Origin of the sequence: Actinoplanes palleronii, assembly GCF_016862315.1 — a bacterium.
Classification (GTDB): Bacteria; Actinomycetota; Actinomycetes; order Mycobacteriales; family Micromonosporaceae; genus Actinoplanes; species Actinoplanes palleronii.
The window spans coordinates 1-21478 of record NZ_BOMS01000131.1 but is presented as its reverse complement, the minus strand read 5'-3'; the positions used below and the strand labels follow the sequence as shown (position 1 = coordinate 21478).

The 21478-nt window shown below is 71.8% G+C and carries 21 protein-coding genes; 11 read left to right on the top strand and 10 right to left on the bottom strand.

The genetic code is table 11. The features are described 5' to 3' along the window. The first annotated feature begins 62 nt into the window (after positions 1 to 62). On the top strand, positions 63 to 1130 hold the full coding sequence (locus tag Apa02nite_RS51445) for a MurR/RpiR family transcriptional regulator (RefSeq protein ID WP_239164840.1): 1068 nt from the start codon (positions 63 to 65) through the stop codon (positions 1128 to 1130). Between the two features lie 55 nt (positions 1131 to 1185). On the opposite strand, the gene Apa02nite_RS38800 is transcribed toward Apa02nite_RS51445, so the two are convergent. Beyond that, positions 1186 to 1614: a hypothetical protein gene (locus Apa02nite_RS38800; RefSeq protein ID WP_203829493.1), complete on the bottom strand. Its 429-nt coding sequence runs from the start codon at positions 1612 to 1614 to the stop codon at positions 1186 to 1188. A gap of 131 nt (positions 1615 to 1745) precedes the next feature. After that, on the bottom strand, positions 1746 to 3875 hold the full coding sequence (locus Apa02nite_RS38795) for a serine/threonine protein kinase (RefSeq protein ID WP_203829492.1): 2130 nt from the start codon (positions 3873 to 3875) through the stop codon (positions 1746 to 1748). Between the two features lie 51 nt (positions 3876 to 3926). Here Apa02nite_RS38795 and Apa02nite_RS38790 point away from each other — a divergent pair, with 51 nt between their 5' ends. Beyond that, on the top strand, positions 3927 to 4085 hold the full coding sequence (locus Apa02nite_RS38790; protein WP_203829491.1) for a hypothetical protein: 159 nt from the start codon (positions 3927 to 3929) through the stop codon (positions 4083 to 4085). Positions 4086 to 4091: 6 nt separating this feature from the next. Here Apa02nite_RS38790 and Apa02nite_RS38785 read toward each other — a convergent pair whose 3' ends face one another. Next, complete coding sequence (locus tag Apa02nite_RS38785; RefSeq protein WP_203829490.1) at positions 4092 to 4898, bottom strand: SAM-dependent methyltransferase; 807 nt, start codon at positions 4896 to 4898, stop codon at positions 4092 to 4094. Positions 4899 to 5102: 204 nt separating this feature from the next. On the opposite strand from Apa02nite_RS38785, the gene Apa02nite_RS38780 reads away from it, so the two are divergent. Beyond that, positions 5103 to 5588, top strand: a complete 486-nt coding sequence (locus tag Apa02nite_RS38780; protein ID WP_067691124.1) for a hypothetical protein — start codon at positions 5103 to 5105, stop codon at positions 5586 to 5588. Here the strand turns inward: Apa02nite_RS38780 and Apa02nite_RS38775 are convergent, their stop codons facing one another. Beyond that, positions 5589 to 7115: an AfsR/SARP family transcriptional regulator gene (locus Apa02nite_RS38775; RefSeq protein ID WP_203829489.1), complete on the bottom strand. Its 1527-nt coding sequence runs from the start codon at positions 7113 to 7115 to the stop codon at positions 5589 to 5591. It lies immediately after the preceding gene. Positions 7116 to 7238: 123 nt separating this feature from the next. On the opposite strand from Apa02nite_RS38775, the gene Apa02nite_RS38770 reads away from it, so the two are divergent. The 3 genes from Apa02nite_RS38770 to Apa02nite_RS38760 all read left to right on the top strand — a co-directional run bounded on the left by Apa02nite_RS38770 (position 7239) and on the right by Apa02nite_RS38760 (position 13265). Next, positions 7239 to 10040, top strand: a complete 2802-nt coding sequence (locus Apa02nite_RS38770) for an AfsR/SARP family transcriptional regulator (RefSeq protein WP_203829488.1) — start codon at positions 7239 to 7241, stop codon at positions 10038 to 10040. Positions 10041 to 10214: 174 nt separating this feature from the next. Then, positions 10215 to 11849, top strand: coding sequence for an ankyrin repeat domain-containing protein (locus tag Apa02nite_RS38765; RefSeq protein ID WP_203829487.1), 1635 nt, complete (start codon positions 10215 to 10217; stop codon positions 11847 to 11849). A gap of 54 nt (positions 11850 to 11903) precedes the next feature. After that, positions 11904 to 13265: a calcium-binding protein gene (locus tag Apa02nite_RS38760; protein ID WP_239164839.1), complete on the top strand. Its 1362-nt coding sequence runs from the start codon at positions 11904 to 11906 to the stop codon at positions 13263 to 13265. A gap of 76 nt (positions 13266 to 13341) precedes the next feature. On the opposite strand, the gene Apa02nite_RS38755 is transcribed toward Apa02nite_RS38760, so the two are convergent. After that, the gene (locus tag Apa02nite_RS38755; protein WP_203829486.1) at positions 13342 to 13731 is read right to left on the bottom strand and encodes a hypothetical protein; all 390 of its coding nucleotides are present in this window, start codon (positions 13729 to 13731) and stop codon (positions 13342 to 13344) included. A gap of 277 nt (positions 13732 to 14008) precedes the next feature. Continuing rightward, positions 14009 to 14908 (bottom strand): LysR family transcriptional regulator, encoded by a 900-nt coding sequence (locus Apa02nite_RS38750; RefSeq protein WP_203829485.1) that lies wholly within the window; start codon positions 14906 to 14908, stop codon positions 14009 to 14011. A 118-nt stretch (positions 14909 to 15026) separates the two neighbouring features. Between Apa02nite_RS38750 and Apa02nite_RS38745 the strand changes: the two genes are divergently transcribed. Continuing rightward, positions 15027 to 15953, top strand: coding sequence for an NAD-dependent epimerase/dehydratase family protein (locus Apa02nite_RS38745; protein WP_203829484.1), 927 nt, complete (start codon positions 15027 to 15029; stop codon positions 15951 to 15953). 4 nt (positions 15954 to 15957) lie between these two features. Here Apa02nite_RS38745 and Apa02nite_RS38740 read toward each other — a convergent pair whose 3' ends face one another. Both Apa02nite_RS38740 and Apa02nite_RS38735 read right to left on the bottom strand, forming a co-directional pair. Further along, complete coding sequence (locus tag Apa02nite_RS38740) at positions 15958 to 16638, bottom strand: hypothetical protein (protein ID WP_203829483.1); 681 nt, start codon at positions 16636 to 16638, stop codon at positions 15958 to 15960. Continuing rightward, positions 16635 to 16961 (bottom strand): TraR/DksA family transcriptional regulator, encoded by a 327-nt coding sequence (locus Apa02nite_RS38735; RefSeq protein ID WP_203829482.1) that lies wholly within the window; start codon positions 16959 to 16961, stop codon positions 16635 to 16637. Before Apa02nite_RS38735 ends, Apa02nite_RS38740 begins: the two co-directional genes overlap by 4 nt. A 120-nt stretch (positions 16962 to 17081) precedes the next feature. Between Apa02nite_RS38735 and Apa02nite_RS38730 the strand changes: the two genes are divergently transcribed. Beyond that, entirely contained in the window at positions 17082 to 17864 is a 783-nt protein-coding gene (locus tag Apa02nite_RS38730; RefSeq protein WP_203829481.1) for a DUF2071 domain-containing protein, read from the top strand. On the opposite strand, the gene Apa02nite_RS38725 is transcribed toward Apa02nite_RS38730, so the two are convergent. After that, on the bottom strand, positions 17766 to 18506 hold the full coding sequence (locus Apa02nite_RS38725; RefSeq protein ID WP_203829480.1) for a hypothetical protein: 741 nt from the start codon (positions 18504 to 18506) through the stop codon (positions 17766 to 17768). The genes Apa02nite_RS38730 and Apa02nite_RS38725 overlap by 99 nt on opposite strands. 74 nt (positions 18507 to 18580) lie before the next feature. On the opposite strand from Apa02nite_RS38725, the gene Apa02nite_RS38720 reads away from it, so the two are divergent. Both Apa02nite_RS38720 and Apa02nite_RS38715 read left to right on the top strand, forming a co-directional pair. Continuing rightward, positions 18581 to 18976, top strand: coding sequence for a hypothetical protein (locus Apa02nite_RS38720; protein WP_203829479.1), 396 nt, complete (start codon positions 18581 to 18583; stop codon positions 18974 to 18976). Positions 18977 to 19171: 195 nt separating this feature from the next. Next, positions 19172 to 19792 (top strand): hypothetical protein, encoded by a 621-nt coding sequence (locus tag Apa02nite_RS38715; protein ID WP_203829478.1) that lies wholly within the window; start codon positions 19172 to 19174, stop codon positions 19790 to 19792. Between the two features lie 8 nt (positions 19793 to 19800). Here Apa02nite_RS38715 and Apa02nite_RS38710 read toward each other — a convergent pair whose 3' ends face one another. Then, complete coding sequence (locus tag Apa02nite_RS38710; RefSeq protein ID WP_203829477.1) at positions 19801 to 20526, bottom strand: SDR family oxidoreductase; 726 nt, start codon at positions 20524 to 20526, stop codon at positions 19801 to 19803. Between the two features lie 80 nt (positions 20527 to 20606). On the opposite strand from Apa02nite_RS38710, the gene Apa02nite_RS38705 reads away from it, so the two are divergent. Next, a complete protein-coding gene (locus Apa02nite_RS38705; RefSeq protein ID WP_203829476.1) occupies positions 20607 to 21200 on the top strand; it encodes a TetR/AcrR family transcriptional regulator in 594 nt (197 codons plus the stop codon). The last annotated feature ends 278 nt before the right edge of the window (positions 21201 to 21478 follow it).

Genomic DNA, 21478 nt, shown 5'->3' with positions numbered 1-21478 from the left:
ATGCACCATATCTCCCGTGTGTTTTAGAGTATTCACGGAGAGCAGCGCGACGAAGGGCATCGATGGAACACGACGGGGCCGTGGATTGGCTGCTGAATCTGGCGCAGGCGCACCGGCTCTCGCCCGCGCAACGACAGATCGTCCGGCGGATGCTGGGCATGTTCCCGGACGTCGCGTTCCTGTCGACCATCGAGATCGCCGAGCGCACCGGGGTCAGCCAGCCGACCGTCACCCGGCTCGCGACGGCGCTGGGTTTCGCCGGTTTCCCGGAGTTCCGAGCCGCCCTCCGCGACGCCGTCCTGGCCCGCATCCCGGAGCAGCGCGGCCCCGGCACCGGCACCGGCCAGCTCGGCGTCGGCGACCAGCACGGCCTCGAGCAGCGCGGCGGCGACCAGCAGGGCCTCGACCGCCCCAGCGGCGCCCAGCGGGGCTTCGACCGCCCCAGCGGCGACCGCCGCGGCCCCGAGCGCCCCGGCAGCGACCAGCAGGGCCCCGACCAGCGCGGCGGCGACGGGCACGGTGTCAGCCAGCACGGTGTCGGGCAGCACGGCCTCGGGCAGCGCACGGACCTCGGCGGCGCCGCGATCGAGCAGGAACGCGCGAACCTCGCGCGCCTTCATCGGGTGGTCTCCGGTGACCTGATGAGCCGGGCCGTGCACCTGCTCGCCGGCACCACCCCGCTCGGCGTGGTCGGCCTGCGCGCCTCGGCCGCCCTGGCCCAATATTTCGGATATTTCGCCCGTCGGGTCCTGCCCGCGGTCAGCGTCTGCACCGACGCCGGCGAGGTCGACGACGCCGTGCTGCAACTGAGCCAGCAGGGCGCGACCGCGCTGCTGGTCTTCGCCATGCCGCGCTACCCGGCCGGCACGGTCGCCGCCGTCCGGCTGGCCCGCAGCCTCGGCCTGGCCACCGTGGTGATCGCCGACACCGCGTTGGTCCCGTTCGCCGACGACGCTGACGTGCTGCTGGTCGCCCCGGTCGGCACCGGCCTGGTCTTCGACTCACACGCCGCCGTGGTCACCCTGGCGATCAGCCTCTTGGACGCCATCACCAAAACCGACCCGCAGCGAACCCAGCACCGCCTGGAAGCCCACGAGTCCCTGGTCCCCCGCTGGTCCCACGACACCTGACCCGCTGCCACCGGGCGACGAGCGGTTTGGCCCCGGCGGCGGCGTCCCCGAGAACCTACTGAACCTTGAACCAGTCCGACCAGTCGTACATCTCATTATTGGTGCTGATCTTCCAGACGTTCTGACGCACCCAGAGAATGGACGACTCATAGTAGTCCTTGTTGCAGACAGCCCAATGGTTGAAGCCAAGGCGGTTGCTGCAGATACCGGTGCGGTAGAGCGCTCCGTCCTTGTAGTTCTCCCACCGGATGAAGGGGCGCCCGCCGTCATCCATCCGGTCGAGGATGTACCACTTGTCACCGGCGGCGACATAGCAGGTCTTCGCCCAGTACTGGGTGACACAGTGCGAGGTGTCCGACGGCGCCCCGGAGGCTTCCGCGTAGTCCAACTCCGAACTGGGCGCTGCCGCAGCCGGCGACGGAACCGCTATCACGGCGACGGCGGTGACAAACAACGTCGCGAGAACTGTCCTGATCTTTTTCACGCTACTCCCCGTAACTGACTGGGTGAATCTCGCGTAAAGTTAGACGGCTCTCGATGTAAAGCCAAGATCAATGTCGGGTTGCTGAACATTTCTTGACTCCCGAATGGCGGCCGGATAAACAGGACGGCGCATCAGGAGACATAGACCTCGGCCATCGCGGTGACGACGCCGTTCTGAGTGGTCACGCGTACCATGAAGAAACCCTCCCCCTGGACCACACGTGCGGTGAAATTCTTGCTGCTGATGGCGCACGTGCCGACGGTCACCGGGTCGCCGGCGCAGCGTTCCGTGTCGTCGAGGACCGAGGTGAGCTTCGGGGCGGCCGCGACCGGCAGGGTGACCACCATCCGGCTGTCCTCGGTCACCCACTCCCGCTCGCACGGGGCGTCGGCCGACGGCCTCAGCGCGAACGTCTTGCAGTATTCGTCGCCGCTCATGAACAGGACCGGCTCGACCACCACCGAGTGGTACTTCGGGTAGTACCCGCGCACCTTCACGATCGACGTCGTGCTGCCCTTCCGCACGTCGGTGAACGTCGGCGACGCCGCGGCGGGCGCGGCGGTCGTGGCGGTCGTGGCGGTCGTGGATTCGATCGGCCTTATCTCGGTACGGGCGACGAGCGCCCCGATCGCCACGTCGTCGGAGTCGCTCCGGGTGACCGGAGTGAGGCCGAAACCGACCTTGCCGGCCAGCAGGCTCGGATCGGCCATCGTGGCGTCGAGGATCCGCGCGCCGTCGACGGCCACGATCGCCTGCGTGCCGAGCAGGATCAGCCCGACGGTACGGCGCTGTTTCGGGGCGAACAGGGTGGACGGGGTCTCGCTCAGCGTCTCGGTGTTGTTCACGCCCTGGTGCCGGATCCGCACGGTCGTCGGGCAGAGGTCCAGCCAGTACGCGCTGTCGGCCACCGCCCGGAACGAGACGGTCACGCAGGACAGCGCCGAGTCCAGGGTGACGTCGGCGCTGATCGACTGGTCGCCGGCGAACGACTCGGTGGTGCCCGGGCACTCCAGCGCGAAGCTGGTCGTCGCCATGACCAGGCCCTTGTCGAACCTGCAGGTGCCGTAGCCGGACGGGTCGTCGTAGTTCTTCCACTGGCCGGGGCGGTCGAGCACGTCGGCCACCCACGGGCCGCGGACGGCGTCCGGCACCGGCATGGCGGGCTGCGTGACGAGCGCGACGGCGGTGTCCGGTCCCGGTGACGGGTCCGCGGCGGCGTCCTCCCGGCTACGGCCGTAGACGCCGGCCGCTGCCGCCAGCACGGTGGCCGCGGCGGTGACTGCTATGACCGTACGAAATCTGCTTCGTCGGCCCGGAGCCGGCGGGATGACCGCGCCCAGACGCTTGCTGCTGCCGGAGGCGTGACGGCCGGAGAGCTGAGCGGCCTCGGCGGCCTCGCGCAGCCCCGGGTCGAGCGTCGGCGACCGGCCGAACGAGTGCTCGCCGGTGTGCTGGGCCAGCAGCAGGTTGAGCAGTTCGTGCGCGGTCGGCCGGTCCTCGGGGTTCTTGGCGAGGGTGAGCGCGACCAGGTCGGCGAGCGGGCCGGTCAGCCCGGTCAGGTCCGGCGGCTGGGTCAGGATGCGGGCCGCGGTCGCGACCGGCGAGTCCGCGCGGAACGGGGTGCGGCCGGTTCCGGCGTACGCGATGACCGCGCCCCACGCGAACACGTCCGCGGCCGGCGTGATGTCGCGGTGATCGCCGTCGAAGCGCTCCGGTGCCATGTAGGACACCGTTCCCACCATCTGGTCGGGCCGGGTGTGCTGGCTGGTCACCTCGAGCGCTCGGGCGATACCGAAGTCGATCACCTTCGGCGAGCCCAGGGCGAGCAGCACGTTGCGCGGCTTGAGATCCCGGTGGATAACGCCCGCGCCGTGGATGGCGGTGAGCGCGGTGGCCACCCCGACCGCGACGCTGTGCAGCCGGCTGTCCAGCAGCGGGCCACCGCTCTGCACCACCTCGTCCAGGCTCGGCCCGTCGACGTACTCGACGACCAGGTACGGCGTGCGGTGCTCCGGGTCGGCGTCGAGCACCGCGGCGGTGCAGAACGGCGGCACCTGCCGGGCGCGCTTGACCTCGCTGCGGAACCGCCCGCGGAACTCTTCCTCGTGGGCGTACTCCGACTTGATGACCTTGATGGCGACCAGTGGCCCGTCGGCGCGCCGGCCGAGGAACACCGAGCCCATGCCGCCCTCACCGAGCCGGGCCAGCAGCTCGTAGCCGCCCAGGGAGGTCGGATCGCCGGGGCGCAGCGGGGTCTTCATCGGCTACCCATCTACGATCATGAACAGGACCGGGCATACAGTACGCGCGGCATGAACACCCGTGACGACGCCGCCCTCGCCGGCCTGCCGCGGCAGCTCGCGACCGCTGTGCTCGACTGGCTGGCCGACGCGGAACAGCACGGCGGGCGCCGGCATCAGGTGCGGCTGTTCCCGTTCGAGATGGGGTTCGTCGACGTCGTCGACGGATGAGCCGGGTCAGGGCTTGCGGGCGACCGCGCCGAACTCGTCGACCTCGCGCAGGTCCTCGCCGGCCGCGTCCGGCGACGGCCGCCAGCGTGAGCACGGGACCAGGCCGGGCTCGAGGATCTCGAGGCCGTCGAGGAAACGGGCGATCTCGTCGGGGTGCCGCAGGTGGTAGCTGAGCGGCGCGTTCGCGTTCCACACCGCGATCGCCTCCTCGAACGCCGGCCCGTCGAGCACGTTGGTGCCGTCGGCGGTGATCAGGTAGCTGCCCGAGGGCAGGCCGGCCAGCAGCTCCCGGACGATCAGGATCGCCTGGTCGGCGTCGGGCACGTGACCGAGGATGTTCATCAGGATCAGGCCGACCGGCCGACTCAGGTCGAGCGTCGCGCCGGCCGCCGTGAGGATCCGCTCCGGCGCGTGCAGGTCGGCGTCGAGGTAGTCGGTGCGCCCCTCCGGCGTACTGGTCAGCAGCGCCCGGGCGTGCGCCAGGACCAACGGGTCGTTGTCGACGTAGACGATCTTCGCGTCCGGGGCCGCGGCCTGCGCCACCTGGTGGGTGTTCTCCGCGGTCGGCATGCCGGTGCCGACGTCCAGGAACTGCCGGATGCCGGCCTCGGTCACCAGGAACGTGACGGCTCGCCGCAGGAACGCCCGCGAGTGCCGCGCCACCACGGTGATGTCCGGGTAGAGCTTCGCGAAGTCGTCGCCGACCGCCCGGTCCACCGGGAAGTTGTCCTTGCCGCCCAGCCAGTAGTTCCACACCCGCGCCGAGTGCGGCACGCTGGTGTCCAGTTTGGCGGCAGCGTCACTCTCGGTCATCGTGGTGTCTCCCGTCGCGGCGGTTTCCGACGAGGATACGCCGTCGTCCGATCTGGTCCACTCTGGACCAGTCCGTCGATCTTGCTGAATCCGGGCCGTCGCCACCAGGCGCATCCTGTCCCCCACCAGGCACTCCGGCAGACCCCCGTCACCGATGGCCGCGACAACCGGAACCGGTGGTCCCGGTCGCCCTAACCTGAGGGCATGTCCTACGTCGCCACCCGTGACGGCCGCCGGAATCGCAGCGCCGCACACCGAGCCCCAGCCGTCCCCGACCGGATCGACGACCTGCACGGCCACAGCCTCGGCGTCCTCGAGGTGCCCCACCACATGAGCTGCGGGCACGCCAGCCGCCGCCGCTACGACCTGCAGGACCCCGCCCAGCTGCGTCACGCCTACGAGCAGGTGCTCTGCGAGGCGGCCGGTTGCGGCGAGGTCGAGGATCTGATCAACCCGGCGATGCTGCGCCGGGTCTGGCGCGATCTGCACCTGCCTGTCCGGGTCCGCGAGGCGTGGGAGACCCGTCATCCGGGCCTGCGCCGCACGGTGAACCGCACCAATCCGGGCTCGACCGGCGGCGAGACCGCGGGCCGCCTCCCGGGCACCGGTCCGGCGTCGCAGGGCTTCGCACGACGCGGCCGGGCCCAGGTCTCCAGGACCTCGACGGTCCGCTCCGGGGCGGTTCGCTGATCACTCACGACCGCGGCACACCGCGAGAAATTCAAGATCAAGATCCGTGGGTACGACGGAGCCGGCACCCGGCGGCGCAGAGTCGAGCAGCTCGGTCAACGGACGGCCGGCGGCCAGGGTGGCCGCTGCCCGTACCGAGGCGGGCAGCAGGCCGCTCCGGCGGACGACCTCGCGCACTGCGGCGGTCTCCTCCTCGGCCGCCGGCCGGCCGCGCACGGTGGTGAACATGGTGATCGCCTCGGGCTCGGTGAGGCCGCCCAGCTCGATCCGGTGCGCGCCGTCCAGGCCCGGCAACCACCGGCGGCTGGTGACGATCGCGGCGCAGTCGGCGGTGCTCGGCAGCAGGGCGCGGATCTGGGCCTCGCCGGCCGCGTTGTCCAGCAGCACCAGGACCCGGCGGCCGGCCAACTCGCTGCGGAGCATCCCGGTCCGCTCGGCCGGATCCTCGGGTACGCACGTCGCCGGCACCCCGAGCGCGCCGAGGAAACGACGGATCACGACGGAGGGATCCACCGGCGCCCCGCACTCGTCGTGCAGGTCCGCGTAGAGCTGACCGCCCGGGTAGTCACCGCGTACCCGATGGGCCAGCGTCGTCGCCACAGCGGTCTTGCCGGTGCCCGCGGGCCCGGAGACGGCCAGCAGCGGCAGCGCGCCCTGAAGGTCGGCGGTGAGCACCCGGATCCCCTGGGCCAGCTCGGCCTGCCGGCCCACGAAGCCGGCGGCGGCCGGCGGCAGCAGGCACGGCGCGCCCCGCAGCCACGGGGTGGGGCCGGCGGGCCGCCCGGTCAGGATCGCGCGGTGCAGGTCGGTCAGTTGCGGGCCGGGTTCGATGCCGAGGTCGGCGGTCAGCGCCGCGCGGGCGGCCCGGAACACCTCGAGCGCCGCCGACGCGTCGCCGTTGAGGTACAGGGCGCGCATCAGCTGCGCGTACGCCTGCTCGCGCAACGGCTCGGCCCGGATGCTCCCGCGCAGCCCCGGGATCACCTCGGCCGGCTGGCCCAGCATCAGCCGGCATTCGACGAGTTCCGCGGCGACCTGCGCCCGGTCCTCCTCCAGGTGCGAGGCGAACGTGTTGAGCACCGCGCCGGCGCGCAGGTCCTCCAGCGCCGGACCGCGCCACATCGCCAGCGCCCGGTCGAAGTGGTCGGCCGCCGCGAGGGGCGAACCGTTGTTCATCTTGGCGCGGCCGAGCCGCACCTCGTGCCGGAACTCGTCCAGGTCCAGCCGGTGACCGTCACCGGTCAGCGCGAGCCGGTAGGCGCCGGGCCGGGCCACCACGTCCACCGAGGACGGCCAGAACCGCAGGGTGCGACGCAGACCGCCGACATAGGTACGGACATTGGCCACCGCCGACGCCGGCGGGGTGGCGCCCCACAGCTCCTCGACCAACTCGCCGATCGGCACCGTACGGTTCGCGTGCACCAGCAGGTAGGCCAGCAGCACACGCGGCTTGGTGCCGCCCAGCCGCATCGCCCGCGTCCCGTTCTGGATCTCCAGTGGACCGAGCACCCGCAGGACCAACGTCACGACTATCCTCCCTACGATCAACTCGCTGGGGAAAGGGTCTGGCCGGACGCTTACCGCAGGCTTACCTCGGTGACGTCTCCGCAGCTCAGAGCTGGTTGATGTGATCTTGACAAGGCTTGGGGAGTGAGTGGTCTGACAACCGCATTTCACGTGCTCGGCACGGTCGGGGTGACCGTCGACGGTGAGCCGGTCCCGCTGGGCGGCCAGCAACGCACCGCGCTGCTGGCCATGCTGCTGCTGCACGCCAACCGGGTGGTGAGCGCGAAACGGCTCGCCGAGGTGCTGTGGGACGACCGGCAACCCCGCACCGCCCAGTCCGCCCTGCACGTACGGGTCTCCCAGCTGCGCCGGGCCCTGTCGGACGCGCACGCCGGCGACGACCGCCTGCTGCACCGGCCACCCGGCTATCTGCTGCGAGTGGACGCCGGCGAACTCGACCTGCAGCGCTTCACCGAGCTCGCCGACCGCGGCCGCGAAGCCCTGTCCGCCGGTGACGCCGAGCAGGCCGCCGGACTGCTGGGCGAGGCGCTGGCACTGTTCCGGGGCCAGCCGTTCGAGGACGTCACGGCGCCGGCGCTGGACGAGCAGCGCGATCGGCTCCGGCAGCGGCGGCTGGCGGCCCGTACCGATCGGATCGAGGCCGACCTGCGGCTGGGGCGACACGCGGCGGTCGTCGACGAACTCGTCGCGCTGGCCGGCGAGCACCCGCACGACGAGGGGCTGCGCGGACGGCTGATGCTGGCCCTGCACCGGTGCGGGCGCCGCGGTGATGCCCTCGCCACCTACCGGGACCTGCGGCAGACGATGGCCGGCCAGCTCGGCCTGGAACCGGGCGAGGAGTTGCAGCGCCTGCACAAGGCGATCCTCACCGCGGACCCGTCGCTGAGCCTGACCGCCGTCCCGGTGGCCGCGCCGGCGATGACCCCGGCACAGCTGCCGGCCGACCACCCGCACTTCACCGGCCGCGCGCAGAGCCTGCGCCACCTGGACGCCCTGCTCCCCGGCCGGGCCGCCCCGGTGGTCATCTCGGCGATCGCCGGACTGCCCGGGGTCGGCAAGACCACCCTGGCGGTGCACTGGGCACACCGGGTCCGCACCCGGTTCCCGGACGGTCAGCTCTACGTCAACCTGCGCGGCTTCGACCCGGTCGCCCCGCCGGTGACACCCAGCGACGCGCTGCGGGTGCTGCTCGACGGGCTGGGTGTCGCGCCGCAGCGCATCCCGTTCCGGCTGGACGCGCAGGCCGGCCTCTACCGCAGTCTGCTGACCGGCAAGCGGATGCTGATCCTGCTCGACAACGCCCACGACGCGGAACAGGTGCGCCCGCTGCTGCCCGCCACCCCGGGCAGCCTCGCCGTGATCACCAGCCGCAACCAGCTGACCGGGCTCGTCGCGATCGACGGCGCGGACGTGCTCGCCCTCGACGTGCTCAGCCCGGCCGAGGCGCGCGAGATGCTGGCCGGCCGGGTCGGCGCCGACCGGGTGGCGGCCGAACCGGAAGCCGCCGACGAGATCGTCAAGCGGTGCGCGGGGCTGCCCCTCGCGCTGTCGGTCGCCGGCGCCCGGGCCGCCGCGGACCCCCGACTGGCCCTGGCCGACCTGGCCGCCGAGCTGCGCGACAGCGAGTTGGACGCGCTGACCGTCGGCGACGCGGCCAGCGACGTGCGCGCGGTCTTCTCGTCGTCGTACCGGATCCTCGACGCCGGCGCGCAACGGCTGATCCGGCTGCTCGGGATCCACCCCGGGCCGGACATCACGGTGCCGGCCGCCGCCAGCCTGGCCGGCGGCACCCTCGCCGAGGCCGGCCGCGACCTGCAGGAGCTGTGCCGGGCCGCGTTCGTCACCGAGACCGAACCCGGCCGGTACACGATGCACGACCTGGTGCGGGCGTATGCCGTCGAGATGGCCGGGCGCGACGACGCCGAGCCGGACCGGCAGGCAGCGGTCGTCCGCACCACCGACCACTACCTGCACACCGTCTGCGCCGCGGCGCACCTGCTCGTCCCGCACGGTGATCGCTCCGATCCCGGAGAACCCGATTCCGGGGTACGACCGGAAGCGCTCACGGACTCCACCGCCGCGAAAGCCTGGTTCGCCCAGGAGCAGGCGGTGCTGCTCGGCGTGTTCCGGGCAGCGGCCGCCGCCGGACTCGACCGGCAGGTGACCGAGTTCGCCTGGGCCCTGGCCCGGTTCTTCGACCTGCGCAGCCGCTACCACGACATGGCCGCCACCCAGCGGGTCGCGCTGGCCGCCGCCGAGCGCCTCGACGACCTGGCCCGGCAGGCCCGCGCGCACCGGCTCATCGGCCTGGCCGCCAGCCGCGAGGCCCGGTACGACGAGGCCCGCGACCACCTCACCCGCGCCCTGGAGATGAACCGGGAACTGGGTGATCACGTCGCGCAGGGGCACACCGCCATGACGCTGGGCCAGCTGCACGCCCGGACCGGTTCGTACGAGCTGGCCCTCGCGCACGCCGAGGCGGCCTACGCGGCGTTCCAGGCCGGTGGCCAGCGCTACGGCCAGGCCAACGCGCTGAACTCGGTCGGCTGGTACCACGCCCAGCTCGGCCACTACGACCAGACCCTGATCCACTGCACCCGTGCGGTCGAGCTGGCCCGTGAGCTCGGCGACACCCGCAGTGCCGCGGCCGCCTGGGACAGCCTGGCCTACGCCCACCTGCGGCGGGACGACCGGAGACAGGCCGCGGACTGCTACCGGCGGGCCGTCGAACTGTTCGCCGAGCACGGCGACCACTACTTCGAGGCGGACACCCTGCTGCACCTCGCCGACGCCCTCGACCCGCACGAGCAAACCGGCGAGGCGATCGCCGCTGCCGAGCGCGCTCTGGAACTGTTGGAAGCCCTCGGCCACGCGGACGCCGCGCGCGCCCGGGAGAAGCTACAAGCGCTGACCGCCGATTTGTAGATCGGCTGTAGCTGACCTTCCTAAGGTCATCCTCATCATCCACGGCGGCCCGGCGCCGGTCCATGATCACCGCCACGGGGGCGGTGATCAGCGGTCCGCGCGGCGGGCCTCCCTGCATTCCCGGGGCAGGATTGGCGATCACGGCGGGATCCGGGGCTCGACGAGGTGGGTGGTGTGGTGCAGAAGGTTGCGGTGATCGAGGCGGCGCGGGAGGGTGACCTGCTCACCCTGCGACAGTTGCTCGACGAGGATGCGGCCGCGGTGGGCGCCCGCGGGTGGATGGGCGAGACACCTCTGCATGCGGCGGCCGGCGCCGGATCGGCCGGCGCGGTCCGGATGCTGCTCGGCGCGAGAGCGGATGCGCTGGCCTGCCGGACCAATGGGTTCACGCCGTTGCACGAGGCAGCGACCGGAGAGATCGCCGAGTTGCTGATCCGGGCACTGTCCGGCGCCAGCCTCGATCAACTGAACGCATTCGGGCAGACGCCGCTGCACCGGGCCCGGGACCCCGAGGTCGTCACCGTGCTGCTGCGCGCTGGCGCGTCCTTCACCGCCCGGGATTTCCAAGGGGACACACCCCTGCACAAAGCCGGTGCGGCCAAGGCCAGGCTGCTGCTGGACGCCGGGGCGGAACTCGAAGCCCGGAGCGGCCGCGGCGAGACTCCGCTGCACCATGCGGTCTGGGGAGGCGACGACGCTCTGGTCGCGCTGTTGCTCGCCGAGGGCGCAAATCCGATCGTACGCGACAAAAGCGGCAGTAGCCCGCACCACCTCGCGCGAAGCCGCGGTCCTGAGGAGGTTCGGGTCCGGCTGGCCGCCGCGGGCGGATCGCTGCTCGAGCCCACCGACCCGGTGATCGTTATCGGTAGCGCGCAGAGCGCTGTGCGGACCGGCCGGGCCGCCGTCAGCGTGGCCGGGCACGCAACCCTGGTCCGCTGGCGGCTCGACGGGGTGCCGCGGCCCGAGGTGATCGTGCCGACCGAACACGTCGCGATCCACGACCTCGCCGTCCATCCGCTCCGTCCTCTGATCGCGGTCGCGCCGGTCGACGCCCCCGTCGAGCTCCGCGGCGACGACCTCGCCGACCCCGAACTGCTCGGCGAGCTGGCGAACGTCTCCGCGCTGGTCTTCTCCCCGGACGGCCGGTGGCTGGCCGCCGCCCTGGACCCGGAACGGGTGGTCCTGCTCGACCTGGACACCCGGACGGTCACCGCCGACGTCGAGGCCGGTGAGCGGACCGACTGCGTGGACTTCTCTCCCGACGGCGCGTTCCTCGCCACCACCTGCTCGTTCCAGGGTGGCGCCCACGTCCGCATCGACCGGGTCACCGCCGGCGGCGGCCTCGAGCCGGTCACCGAGATCGAACGGGCGGCCCGCGACACCATCCCGGCGGCCGTGTTCGCCCCGGACAGCCGCTACCTGGCGATCTGGGAGACCTCGGGTATCGACCACCCGCGCCGTCCGCCGGGCTGGCGCGGCGACGTGCTGCTGACCGATACCGACGGCTTCGTAATCTGGCAGCGCTCGGTCGACGCCGAGATCACCGGGGTGGCCACGCCGCAGGTGGGCTGGTTCACCCGGCCGTGCTTCACCGCGGACGGCGCGATGATCGCGCTCGGCTTCGACGGGGTGGTCGTGCTGCTCAGGACGAACGACGGCGCGACGCTCGCGGTGGTGCCGGTCGGCGGCGATGCCCTTTCGGTGGCCGCCTGCCCGGTCACCGGCGGCCTGATCGTCGCCACCGATCACGGTTTACGGAGGATCGAGGCGCGGCGCCCGTTTCGCACGTGGACCACAGCGCGCCGCTGATGATCTACGATCCGACGACATTGATGAACATTGCCTGAACGACGGGGGTCCACATTGTCCAGATCCATCTGGCTGACCAGAGTCGGCGTGGCTCTGCTCTCCACCACCACCGCGGTCGGCGTGTTCGCCGCGCCCGCCCAGGCCGCCGCCACCGGCACGGTCTACCTGGACACCAGCGGTGAGCGGGGCGACCCGATCAGCGTCGTGTTCAAGGCCGGCTCGGGCAAGAAGAACGCCGTGGTGGTCACCCGCTCCGGGCGTACCGTGACGATCGACGACCGGGTCAGGGTGAAACCCGGCAAGGGCTGCAAGGCGGTCAAGGGCGACAAGACCAAGGTCCGCTGCACCACCTCGCTCGAGATCGGCCAGGTCGTGACGTATCTCGGCTCCGGCAACGACAAGGTCACCAACCGGACCGGCCTGACGCTCTTCGCCACCGGCGGTTCCGGTGCGGACACGCTGATCGGCGGTCCCGGCGACGACCTCCTGCTGGGCGGTTCGGGCGCGGACCACCTCTACGGCCTGGCCGGCACCGACTTCCTGGCCGGCGGGGACGGCAACGACGCGCTCTCCGGCGGCGACGGCAAGGACAACCTGCAGGGCGACAAGGGCAACGACCGGGAGTACGGCGGTGCCGGCGACGACACCCTGGCGCAGGGTGCCGACACGTCCGGCCCGGACGCGGACCTGCTCTCCGGCGGCGCCGGGACCGACATGATTTCCTACTCCAGCCGGAAGAAGGCGCTCACCGCCGACTCCGACGGGGTGAAGGGCGACGACGGCCGCAAGGGCGAGGGCGACACCATCCTCAACGCCGAGTACCTCGTCGGCGGCCTCGGCAACGACCACCTCTACGGCACCAACGGCCCCGACCGGCTGTCCGGGCTGGCCGGCAACGACGTGATCATCGGCAACGGCGGCAACGACGTGCTGGAGGACTACACCGGCACCAACCGCCTCGAAGGCGGCGCCGGCGACGACGTGCTCGAGTCCGGCACCGGCGACGACCTGCTGCTCGGTGGCGCCGGCAGCGACACCGTCGACTACAACTGGCGGTTCGTGCCGGTCACCGTCGACCTGGACGGCGCCGTCGCCGACGACGGCCAGGCCGGCGAGAAGGACACCATCGGTACCGACATCGAGAACATCCACGGTGGCCAGGCCGCCGACACGCTCACCGGCAACGACGGCGCCAACCGGCTCGACGGCTCCGAGGGCGACGACATCATCCGTGGTGGTGGCGGCCTCGACACGCTGATCGGCGGCGGCGGCACCGACCACCTCTACGGCGACGCCGGCGACGACCACCTCGACGGCACCAAGGACGGCAAGATCGACACTCTCGACGGCGGCGCCGACCACGACACCTGCGTCCCCAACTCCGACCCCGACACCGCGGTCAACTGCGAGTCCTGAACGGTCAGGCCGGGCGCTCCGGAGAAGGGCAGCGCACTGTCACCTTCTCCGGAGCAGCTCGGCCGAACCGGCGCGGTCAGGAATGGACGGTACTGAACCACACGTAGATGGCGAGCAATGCCGGCACCAGCAGCCCGTAGGCCGCCGGCCGGTCCAGCAACGGTTTGCCGGGCTTCAGCGTCCGATCGTTGGCGGGCCGCTCCGATTCCGGCAGCACCCGGATCCGCGCCCAGCGCACCGCGTTCAGCACCAGCACCCCGGCGGTGATGAACAGCGACGCGAAACCCCACCAACCCCGCATGAGCGTGTGCGCGCTGATGTCGCGGAATGCCGCCAGGCCGCATTCCCGGCAGAAAGGCCCATCGGTGCGACTGAAGCGCATCAGCACCAGCAGCCCTTCGTGGCCATGGAAACTGACGTCGGCGGCCGGCGCCCGATGGCAGACACGGCACGAGCTCTCGGACAAGGGCACTCCCTCGGCAAACGTCCCGTGCCGAGGCCGCAACCCCGAGGGCTACGCTGTCGAGCCAGGCGTGACGACGATAATCAATACGGGCCGCCACATTTTATGACCCCGTCGAAGACCATCGATCACGGGGCCGGACGTTCCTGCCGTGCGATTGCTGCGGTCGCCATCCCCGCGCACTGCTGCAGGAAGCGTTGGATGCCCTTCCGGCACCGGCGTCGAGAGCGCTGGCGAATGTGCTCAGCGAACCCGACGAGGAATTTCGCCGGCGCCGACCTCAGTAGCAGCCGTGCCGGACCACGACGCCGTCGATCAGGGCCAGCAAGGCGCTGACCGCTCGCGTCGGTTCCGGGGTGCTGAGCCGCGCCACGGCCAAGGTCCACGGGCGGGCCGGAGGATCCAGTTCGATCGGTACGACGCCGGCCGCCGCCTCGGTCGCCAGCGGCGGCACCAGCGCCACCCCGATCCCGGACTCCACATAGCTCGGAATCGTCGTCACGTCGCTCACCTCGACCGCCACCGTGCGGGTCAGATCCGCGTCGCGGAAGTCGGCGTCGGTACGGGCCCGGTTGCAGAACCCGACCGGCAGATCGATGAACGGCTCGTCGGCCAGCTCGGCGCGCGTCACCCGGGACCGGCCGGCCAGGGGGTGGTCGGCGGGCACGATCAGCCGCGGCTGGAACGTCGCGATCGGGTCCAGGTGCAGGCCGGGAATCGTCGTCGACTGCACACCCACGAACGCGACGTCGAGTGTCCGCGCCCGCAGCCCGGCCAGCAGCCCGTCGCTCCCCGCGGCGTCCACCCGCATGTTCAGCTGCACGCCGGGGTGCCGCTGCCGGAAGTCGCGGACCAGCCGGCGCATGTCGACAGCGGTCAGCCCGGACAGCGTCCCGATCCGCAGGCTGCCGGTGATCCCGGCGCGGAGCCCGTCGACCGCGGCGCGGGCCTGATCGAGCGAGTCGAGGGAGCGCCGGGCCTCGGGCAGCAGCGCCCGGCCGGCCTCGGTGAGCTCGACCCGGGTGGTGCTCCGCGCGAACAGCGGTGTGCCGAGGTCACGTTCCAGGGCTCGGATGCTCGACGAGACGGTCGACTGCACGGCGTGCGTCCGGCGGGCGGCCCGGGTGAAGTTCAGCTCCTCGGCCACCGCGACGAAGAATTCGAGCTGGCGCTGTTCCATCGGCTCAGCTTATCGCCGTGGGCGATCAGGTGAATCGAGACTATTCGTTTCTCACGAACACCACGGACGGGTAGATCTTGACGTGCACAAAGTCCCCGTTACGAGGAGCACAGCGTTCATGAACGTCTTCCTGACCGGCGCGACCGGCTACATCGGCTCGGCCCTGCTGCCCGCCCTGATCTCGGCCGGTCACACCGTGACGGCCCTGGTCCGCGACGACGCCAAGGCCGAGCGGGTCCGCGGTCTCGGCGCCGTACCGGTGATCGGCAGCATCGACGACCGCGATCTCGTCCGTCGCCTCGCGGCCGGGACCGACGCGGTCATCGCGACCGCGTCCCCCGGCGACCAGAGCAGTTCCACCGTCGAGACCGCGTTCGCCGACGCCGTCCTCGACGGGCTCCGCCCCGGCGGCACGTTCGTCCGCACGGGTGGTGTGTGGGTGCACGGCTCCGGCGCGGAGATCACCGAGCGGACGCCCCGGAACGCTCCGGACCTGGTCGCCTGGCGCGAGGCGCTGGACACCCGCGTGCTGTCCGCGCCGGGCATCCGTTCGCTGCTGGTCGAGCCCGGCCTCGTCTACGGTCACGGCAAGGGCATCATCACCTATGTCGTCGGCGCCGAGCAGGCCGGCGGAGAGCAGGCCGGCGGAGAGCAGGCCGGCGCCGGGCAGGCCGGCGAGCCCGCCGCGCTGCGCCTGGTCGGCCCGGGCACCCAGCACTGGACCAGCGTGCACGTCGACGACCTCGCCGAGCTCTATCTCGCGACCCTCACGCACGGCGCGACCGGCGAGGTCTTCCTCGGTGTCAGCGGCGACAACCCGACCGTCCGCGAGCTCGGCGAGGCCGCCAGCCACCGCCTCGGCCTGCAGGGCCGCGTGGTGCCGGAGGCCCCGGACGCGCTTGTCGACCGGCTCGGCGGCTTCGGCGCGGCACTGCTGCTCGACCAGCAGGCCACCGGCGAGAAGGCCCGCACCGTTCTCGGCTGGAAGCCGTCCCGCCCGTCGCTGCTGGACGACATCGCCGGCGGCGGCTACGACCCTCAGTAGCGTCTCAGGAGAAGAAAAGCCGCGCGAGAGCGGGCCAGACACTCCACAACTGGGGTGTCGGCCCCTCGACGCCGGACACCGCGGCCACCACCACGAGCCCCGTCACCGGGACCAGAACCAGCGCCGGCGGGATCAGAGCCGCGAGCAGGACCACCGGCCGACGGCTCAGCGGCCGGAACACCGCGACACCGGCCAGGATCCCGCCCAGCGCACCGATCAACGCACCGATCGTGGACCTCGTCGTGGACCGGTAGAACGTCACCTCGGTGCCGGACCCCTGGTGCGCATAGGCCATCACCAGGTCGCCGCGCCGGAAGTTCCAGCTCGAGCACTGCCGGCCGGTTATCTCACCGGCCTCCTCCCAGCCGTGCTTCGCCGCGTTCTGCCAGGCGAGCCGGTCCAGGTCGCAATCAACCCCTTTTTGGTACGAGATCTGCACATACCCCGGCCCGTACTCCTCGTCGCCGCGGTGCGCGCCGTACAGGAAGTCGTGCCGGTCGATCTCCTCGGCAACCGCCGTCCCCGGCAGGATCTCCTGCGCCAGGCGCACCGCCTCGACGTCGTCCGGCAGCGCCCCGAACTCCCGCCCGGCCACCCACGACCCCGCGGTCGCGCCCACGATCCCGAGCAGCAGCGCCCCGAGCACCACCGCCGCGACCCGGGTCCACTGTCCAAAAAAGATCAAGCGCACGCCATACAGTGGCGGGCGAACGGCCGCGCGGCAAGCCGCTCCCCCGCGATCGCCCGCCCGCATCGCTCGCAGACGCCGTAGGTCCCCGCGTCCACCCGGCCCAGCGCGTCGTCCACCTCGGCGACCCGCTCCCGCGAGGCGGCCAGCAGCGCGGTCAGCTGGGCCCGCTCGAAGCCGATCGTCGCGCCCTCCGGATCGTGCTCGTCGTCGGCGTTCGAGTCCCGCGACGCCGCGAACAGCGCCTCCAGATCCCGGGCCAGCGTCACCGCCTCGGCCTCCGCGCGCTCCCGCAACCGCATCAGCTCATCCCGGACCATCCCCGCAGCCTAGCGAGAACCGGGTTGAGCGGTCGCTCAAACCGGCGTAGGCTCCGACTTGAGCGACCGCTCAAACCCGGCCCGGAAGGGAAGGCACCCCTGATGAGAGCCCCTCGGTTGGTGAGCGTCATCGAGCGCCGCCTGCTCGTGAACTACCGCACCGACCCGGAGACCACCGCGCGGCTGCTGCCCGCGCCGTTGCGCCCGCAGGTCGTCAACGGGTGGGCGGTGGCCGGCATCTGCCTGATCCGGCTGGCCGGTGTGCGCCCGCCCGGCCTGCCCGCGCCGGTCGGCCTGCGCAGCGAGAACGGCGCGCACCGGATCGCCGTCGAGTGGGACACCCCCGGCGGGGTCGCCCACGGCGTCTACATCCCGCGCCGCGACACCGGTTCCCGGCTCAACGCCTGGGCCGGCGGCCGCGTCTTCCCGGGGCATCACCGGCTGAGCCGCTTCGACGTACAGGAAAATCCCGACGCCTTGCGGATCGCTTTCCGCGACGCGGAGGTCCACGTTCGTACGACAGCAGCCCTGACCGGCAGTCGCCTCTTCGACGACCTGGACCAGGCGTCGGAGTTCTTCCGGCGCGGAGCGGCCGGCTTCTCCAGCACGCCGGACCCGCACCGGCTCGACGGCCTGGAGCTGCGCACCCCGGACTGGCGGGTCACCCCGGTCGAGCTGACCTCGGTGCGCTCCACGTTCTTCGACGACCCGGTCCGGTTCCCGCCCGGCTCCGCGCTCCCGGACTGCGGGCTGCTGATGCGCGACGTCGCCGCCAGCTGGCACCCGCTGCCCCCGATGGCCGTGCTACCCGCCGGGCCCGCGCACGAACGGCTGCGTGGTCCAGTGCGGGCTGAGGGCCTCCGGCGCGGTGTCCACGGCGAGCACCCACTCGTCGCCGAGTGAGCCGATCACCAGGTCACCCCGGTCGAAGCGCAGCACCAGCCCGGCGCAGACCGCCTCGCCCTCGTGGCCGAGAATGATCGCGCCGTCGACGAGCCGCCCGCCGACGAATCCGGCCAGCACGTCCGGCCGTGACGCCGGTCCGGCCCGGGTCTCGTCGTACGCCGGGTACGGATACTCCTTCGCCAGCAGCAACGTGTCGCCACGGCCGTGCAGCCCGACCGCGACGGCGTGCTCGAAGTGCAGCCAGGCGTGCGGCGGGCCCTCTCCCCGGTACCGTGCCCCGGTCACGTCGAGCAGACGCTGGCCGACCATGTCGCCCAGCCACGCGGTCACCATCAGCGGATCACTGAACCCGACGTACGGCACGGCGCTCAGCGCCTCCCACACCGCACGGGCGGTGGCCTCGTAGACGTCCCCGGTCCCGGTGTCGATCTCGGTGGTGACCACGTCGGTCACGGTCACCTTCGCCGGGGCGGCGTCGCGCAGGGCCCATCGGGCACCCAGCACGGCCTCCCGCCGCCGGTCCTCGTCGACGGTGGCGGTCACGTCCACCTCGGTCTCGCTCGCCGGCGCGACCTCGACGGTGACCTTCGCGAATCGGCAGGAGCGGCTCGTCTGTCGCAGCAACCGGTAGGTGACCATGATCGGGATCATGCCCGACCGGCCCGGGGAACCGACACCGATATCGACGGCGGTGACCTGACATGATCATCCACATGTCCACCGCATCGACGAACACCCCCACCGGCCCGGCGGCCTTCCCGCCGCGGCGCTCGGCCTGGCTCCCCGCCTCACGGAACGCGAAGATCGCGCTCTGGGTGGCGATCGTCGTCGCGGCCCTGCCGGTGATCTACTTCCTCTTCGCCGCCGTGATCTCGCTGGCCTGCTTCAGCGACTCGTGCGCCGACCAGGACATGCTCTATGCGGTGCCTGCGGCGGCCCTCGCGTTCCTGATGGCCGTGTCACCGTTCGCCGCGGTCCGGGTCCTTCAGCAACCGGGCACGGTCCCCACCGGTGCCCGCACCACCGCGGTCGTGCTCGGCCAGGTCACCCTGGTCTGGGGAGTCACCGGAGCGATCCTCGCGCTGCTCGCACACCTGGTCGGGGAGTAACCGCCGGCCGGACTCGCGCGACGCCGCAGCCGGTCCGGGCCGCAGCGCGCCGCACTTCCCCGGCTGGTGCTCAGGGGTGTCTCGCGGGCCGCGAGACACCCCTGAGCACCAGCCCACGCCCGGCGCCGGGTAGCAGCCGGGGTTCAGGCCGAAACATTTTCTCGTGGCCGCCGGGGCCATGCCGATGATCGAGCCGTGACCGAACAGGTAGACCGCTTCACGCTGACGATCGGCCCCGACGGGCGGGGGCTGCTCCACCTGGCGCTACGGCGTCATCCCCGGGCCAACGGCGACGGTTTCGCCCGGGCACAGCGCTACTGGGCGTGCGCACCCGGCGGCGCCCAGCCCCGGTGGCTCGCGCTGGCCCGGAGCCCGGGCGCGCCGCAGCGCGCGGGCGAGCACACCGAGGACCCGCGGGAGGCGGCCGACGCGCACGCCGCCGCCGAGGCCTACCTGCCGGGTGTCGCCTGTTCCTGGTGCGGGCAGCGCTCCTGGAAACCGGTGAACCGGGTGGCCGTGACCAAGTACGTCCTCACCGGCACCACCGGCGGCTGCCTGATCTGCCACGATCCCGCGCCCGAGGCCAAGGCCGCGCCGGCCACCGTGCCCCGGCCCGCGCCGGTCACCATCGACCTCGGCCCCCCGATCGTGGCCGAGGCGCGCATCCTGCCCACCGTGACGGTACGCATCGACGGCGCGGCCGCCGCCATGCTGTGGACCGCCACCGGCGGCGACACCCAGACCATGTCGTCGCTGGTGACCGACCTGGTAGCCCGCAACTTCGGCATCCAGCGCGCCGGCAGCGCCCTGATGTGAGCCGCAGTTCAGGGCACGAACGAGGCGATCTGCTCGTCCAGCCACGGATAGAGCTCCTCGGCCTTGGTGCTCAGCCGGGACTTCAGATACCGGGTCGGCTCGTCGGCCAGCACTTCGATCGAGCCGTCCACCACCGCGTCGTACGCCTGGGCCACCACGCTCTGCGGGCTGACCTTCGGGATGTCCCAGCGCGCCGACATCGGGGTGTCGATCATGCCGACCAGCAGCCCGATGACCTGGGTGCCCTGGCCGCGCAGTTCGACGCGCAGCGCGTTCGTCGCCGACCACATGGCCGCCTTGGACGCCGCGTAGCCGGTCGGCACGTTGATCCACGCGGCCGAGGACAGGATGTTCAGCAGGGTGCCGCCGCCGTTGGCCGCGAGCACGGGAGTGAACGCCTTCGCGACCCGGACCGTACCGAAGAAGTTGGTCTCGAAGATCCGGCGTAGCTCCTCCTCGGGCCCGGAGATCGAGTCACCGGCCGGCGCGACGGCCGCGTTGTTGATCAGCAGGTCGACGTCCGGCGCGGTCTGAGCAGCACGGACGATGCTCTCCGGGTCGTCGAGGTCGAGGGTCAGCGGCTGGATCCGCGGGTCGTCCCACTGCTGCGGGGCACGGGCCGCGGCGTAGACCTTGGCGGCGCCGCGCTCGATCGCCTCCCGGGTGAAGTACTGGCCGAGGCCGCCGTTCGCTCCGGTCACGAGCACCGTGCGGCCGTCGAGAGACGTGGTCATCTAGACTCCTCCAACAAGTGGGGACTATCCCCGGATTGACTATGTGGGGACAGTCCCCAGTTAGTCAAGGAGGAGTGATCATGGCTGCTGTCCGGAAGCCGGCCGGGCCGGCGACCCGGCCACTGCGCGCCGACGCCCAGCGCAACCGGGACGCGATCCTGCTGGCGGCGCGGGAGACGTTCGAGACCGAGGGTGTGCTCGCCTCGCTCGACGCCATCGCGCTGCGGGCCGGCGTGGGCAACGCCACCCTCTACCGCAACTTCCCCACCCGCGACGACCTGCTCGCCGCCGTCATGCAGACCAGCATCACCGAGGCGCTGGCCGGTGCCGACGAGCTGGCCCGCACCCTTCCGCCCCGGGACGCGCTCGCCGAATGGCTGTTCCGGCTGACCTGGCAATTGCGCATCTGGCACGATCTGCCCTATTGCCTGGCCACCGCATTCGCGGACGATGACTCCCCGATGAAAACGACGAGCGACCCACTGCTGACCCGCACCGGCCTCTTCCTGGAAAAGGCGCAGATCGACACGGTCACCGCCAATGAGGCCTACGAGTTGATTCTCGCGCTCTCCTGGGCCGTCGACCGTTTCCACGACGACGAACCGGCCGCCCGCCGCCGGGTCGCGACGGGCACGGCCGGCATCGTTTCGGACCGATCAACAAAAACCATTTAGGGTACGAATAACGAGCGCACGCCCGTAGGCTACAAGCCGCGTCCCGTGGTGGTCTCGCGCGAGGTCCGCGCCGCTTTCCGGCCCGGCCGCGCCATCGGCCGACGCGCGCCGGGACCACCGATAACACTTTCTGGATAGTGTTGTGAAACTGCGTACGAATGGGCAGTTTTTCTTTGTTTTGCGTTAAGTGCCTGTGCGGCGCGCGGCGGGCCTGCCTACCATTCCGGCGGCCGCTCGATCCCGGCCATGTCATCTTGCGCCGCCTGCTGGGGAGTTAG

What these genes read in the sequence shown, in the direction of transcription:
- Apa02nite_RS38725 (WP_203829480.1), bottom strand. Translation starts at nt 18,506, where the DNA reads ATGGTCACCTACCGGTTGCTGCGACAGACGAGCCGCTCCTGCCGATTC.
- Apa02nite_RS38745 (WP_203829484.1), top strand. Translation starts at nt 15,027, where the DNA reads ATGAACGTCTTCCTGACCGGCGCGACCGGCTACATCGGCTCGGCCCTG.
- Apa02nite_RS38710 (WP_203829477.1), bottom strand. Translation starts at nt 20,526, where the DNA reads ATGACCACGTCTCTCGACGGCCGCACGGTGCTCGTGACCGGAGCGAAC.
- Apa02nite_RS38750 (WP_203829485.1), bottom strand. Translation starts at nt 14,908, where the DNA reads ATGGAACAGCGCCAGCTCGAATTCTTCGTCGCGGTGGCCGAGGAGCTG.
- Apa02nite_RS38780 (WP_067691124.1), top strand. Translation starts at nt 5,103, where the DNA reads ATGTCCTACGTCGCCACCCGTGACGGCCGCCGGAATCGCAGCGCCGCA.
- Apa02nite_RS51445 (WP_239164840.1), top strand. Translation starts at nt 63, where the DNA reads ATGGAACACGACGGGGCCGTGGATTGGCTGCTGAATCTGGCGCAGGCG.
- Apa02nite_RS38735 (WP_203829482.1), bottom strand. Translation starts at nt 16,961, where the DNA reads ATGGTCCGGGATGAGCTGATGCGGTTGCGGGAGCGCGCGGAGGCCGAG.
- Apa02nite_RS38790 (WP_203829491.1), top strand. Translation starts at nt 3,927, where the DNA reads ATGAACACCCGTGACGACGCCGCCCTCGCCGGCCTGCCGCGGCAGCTC.
- Apa02nite_RS38785 (WP_203829490.1), bottom strand. Translation starts at nt 4,898, where the DNA reads ATGACCGAGAGTGACGCTGCCGCCAAACTGGACACCAGCGTGCCGCAC.
- Apa02nite_RS38795 (WP_203829492.1), bottom strand. Translation starts at nt 3,875, where the DNA reads ATGAAGACCCCGCTGCGCCCCGGCGATCCGACCTCCCTGGGCGGCTAC.
- Apa02nite_RS38705 (WP_203829476.1), top strand. Translation starts at nt 20,607, where the DNA reads ATGGCTGCTGTCCGGAAGCCGGCCGGGCCGGCGACCCGGCCACTGCGC.
- Apa02nite_RS38720 (WP_203829479.1), top strand. Translation starts at nt 18,581, where the DNA reads ATGTCCACCGCATCGACGAACACCCCCACCGGCCCGGCGGCCTTCCCG.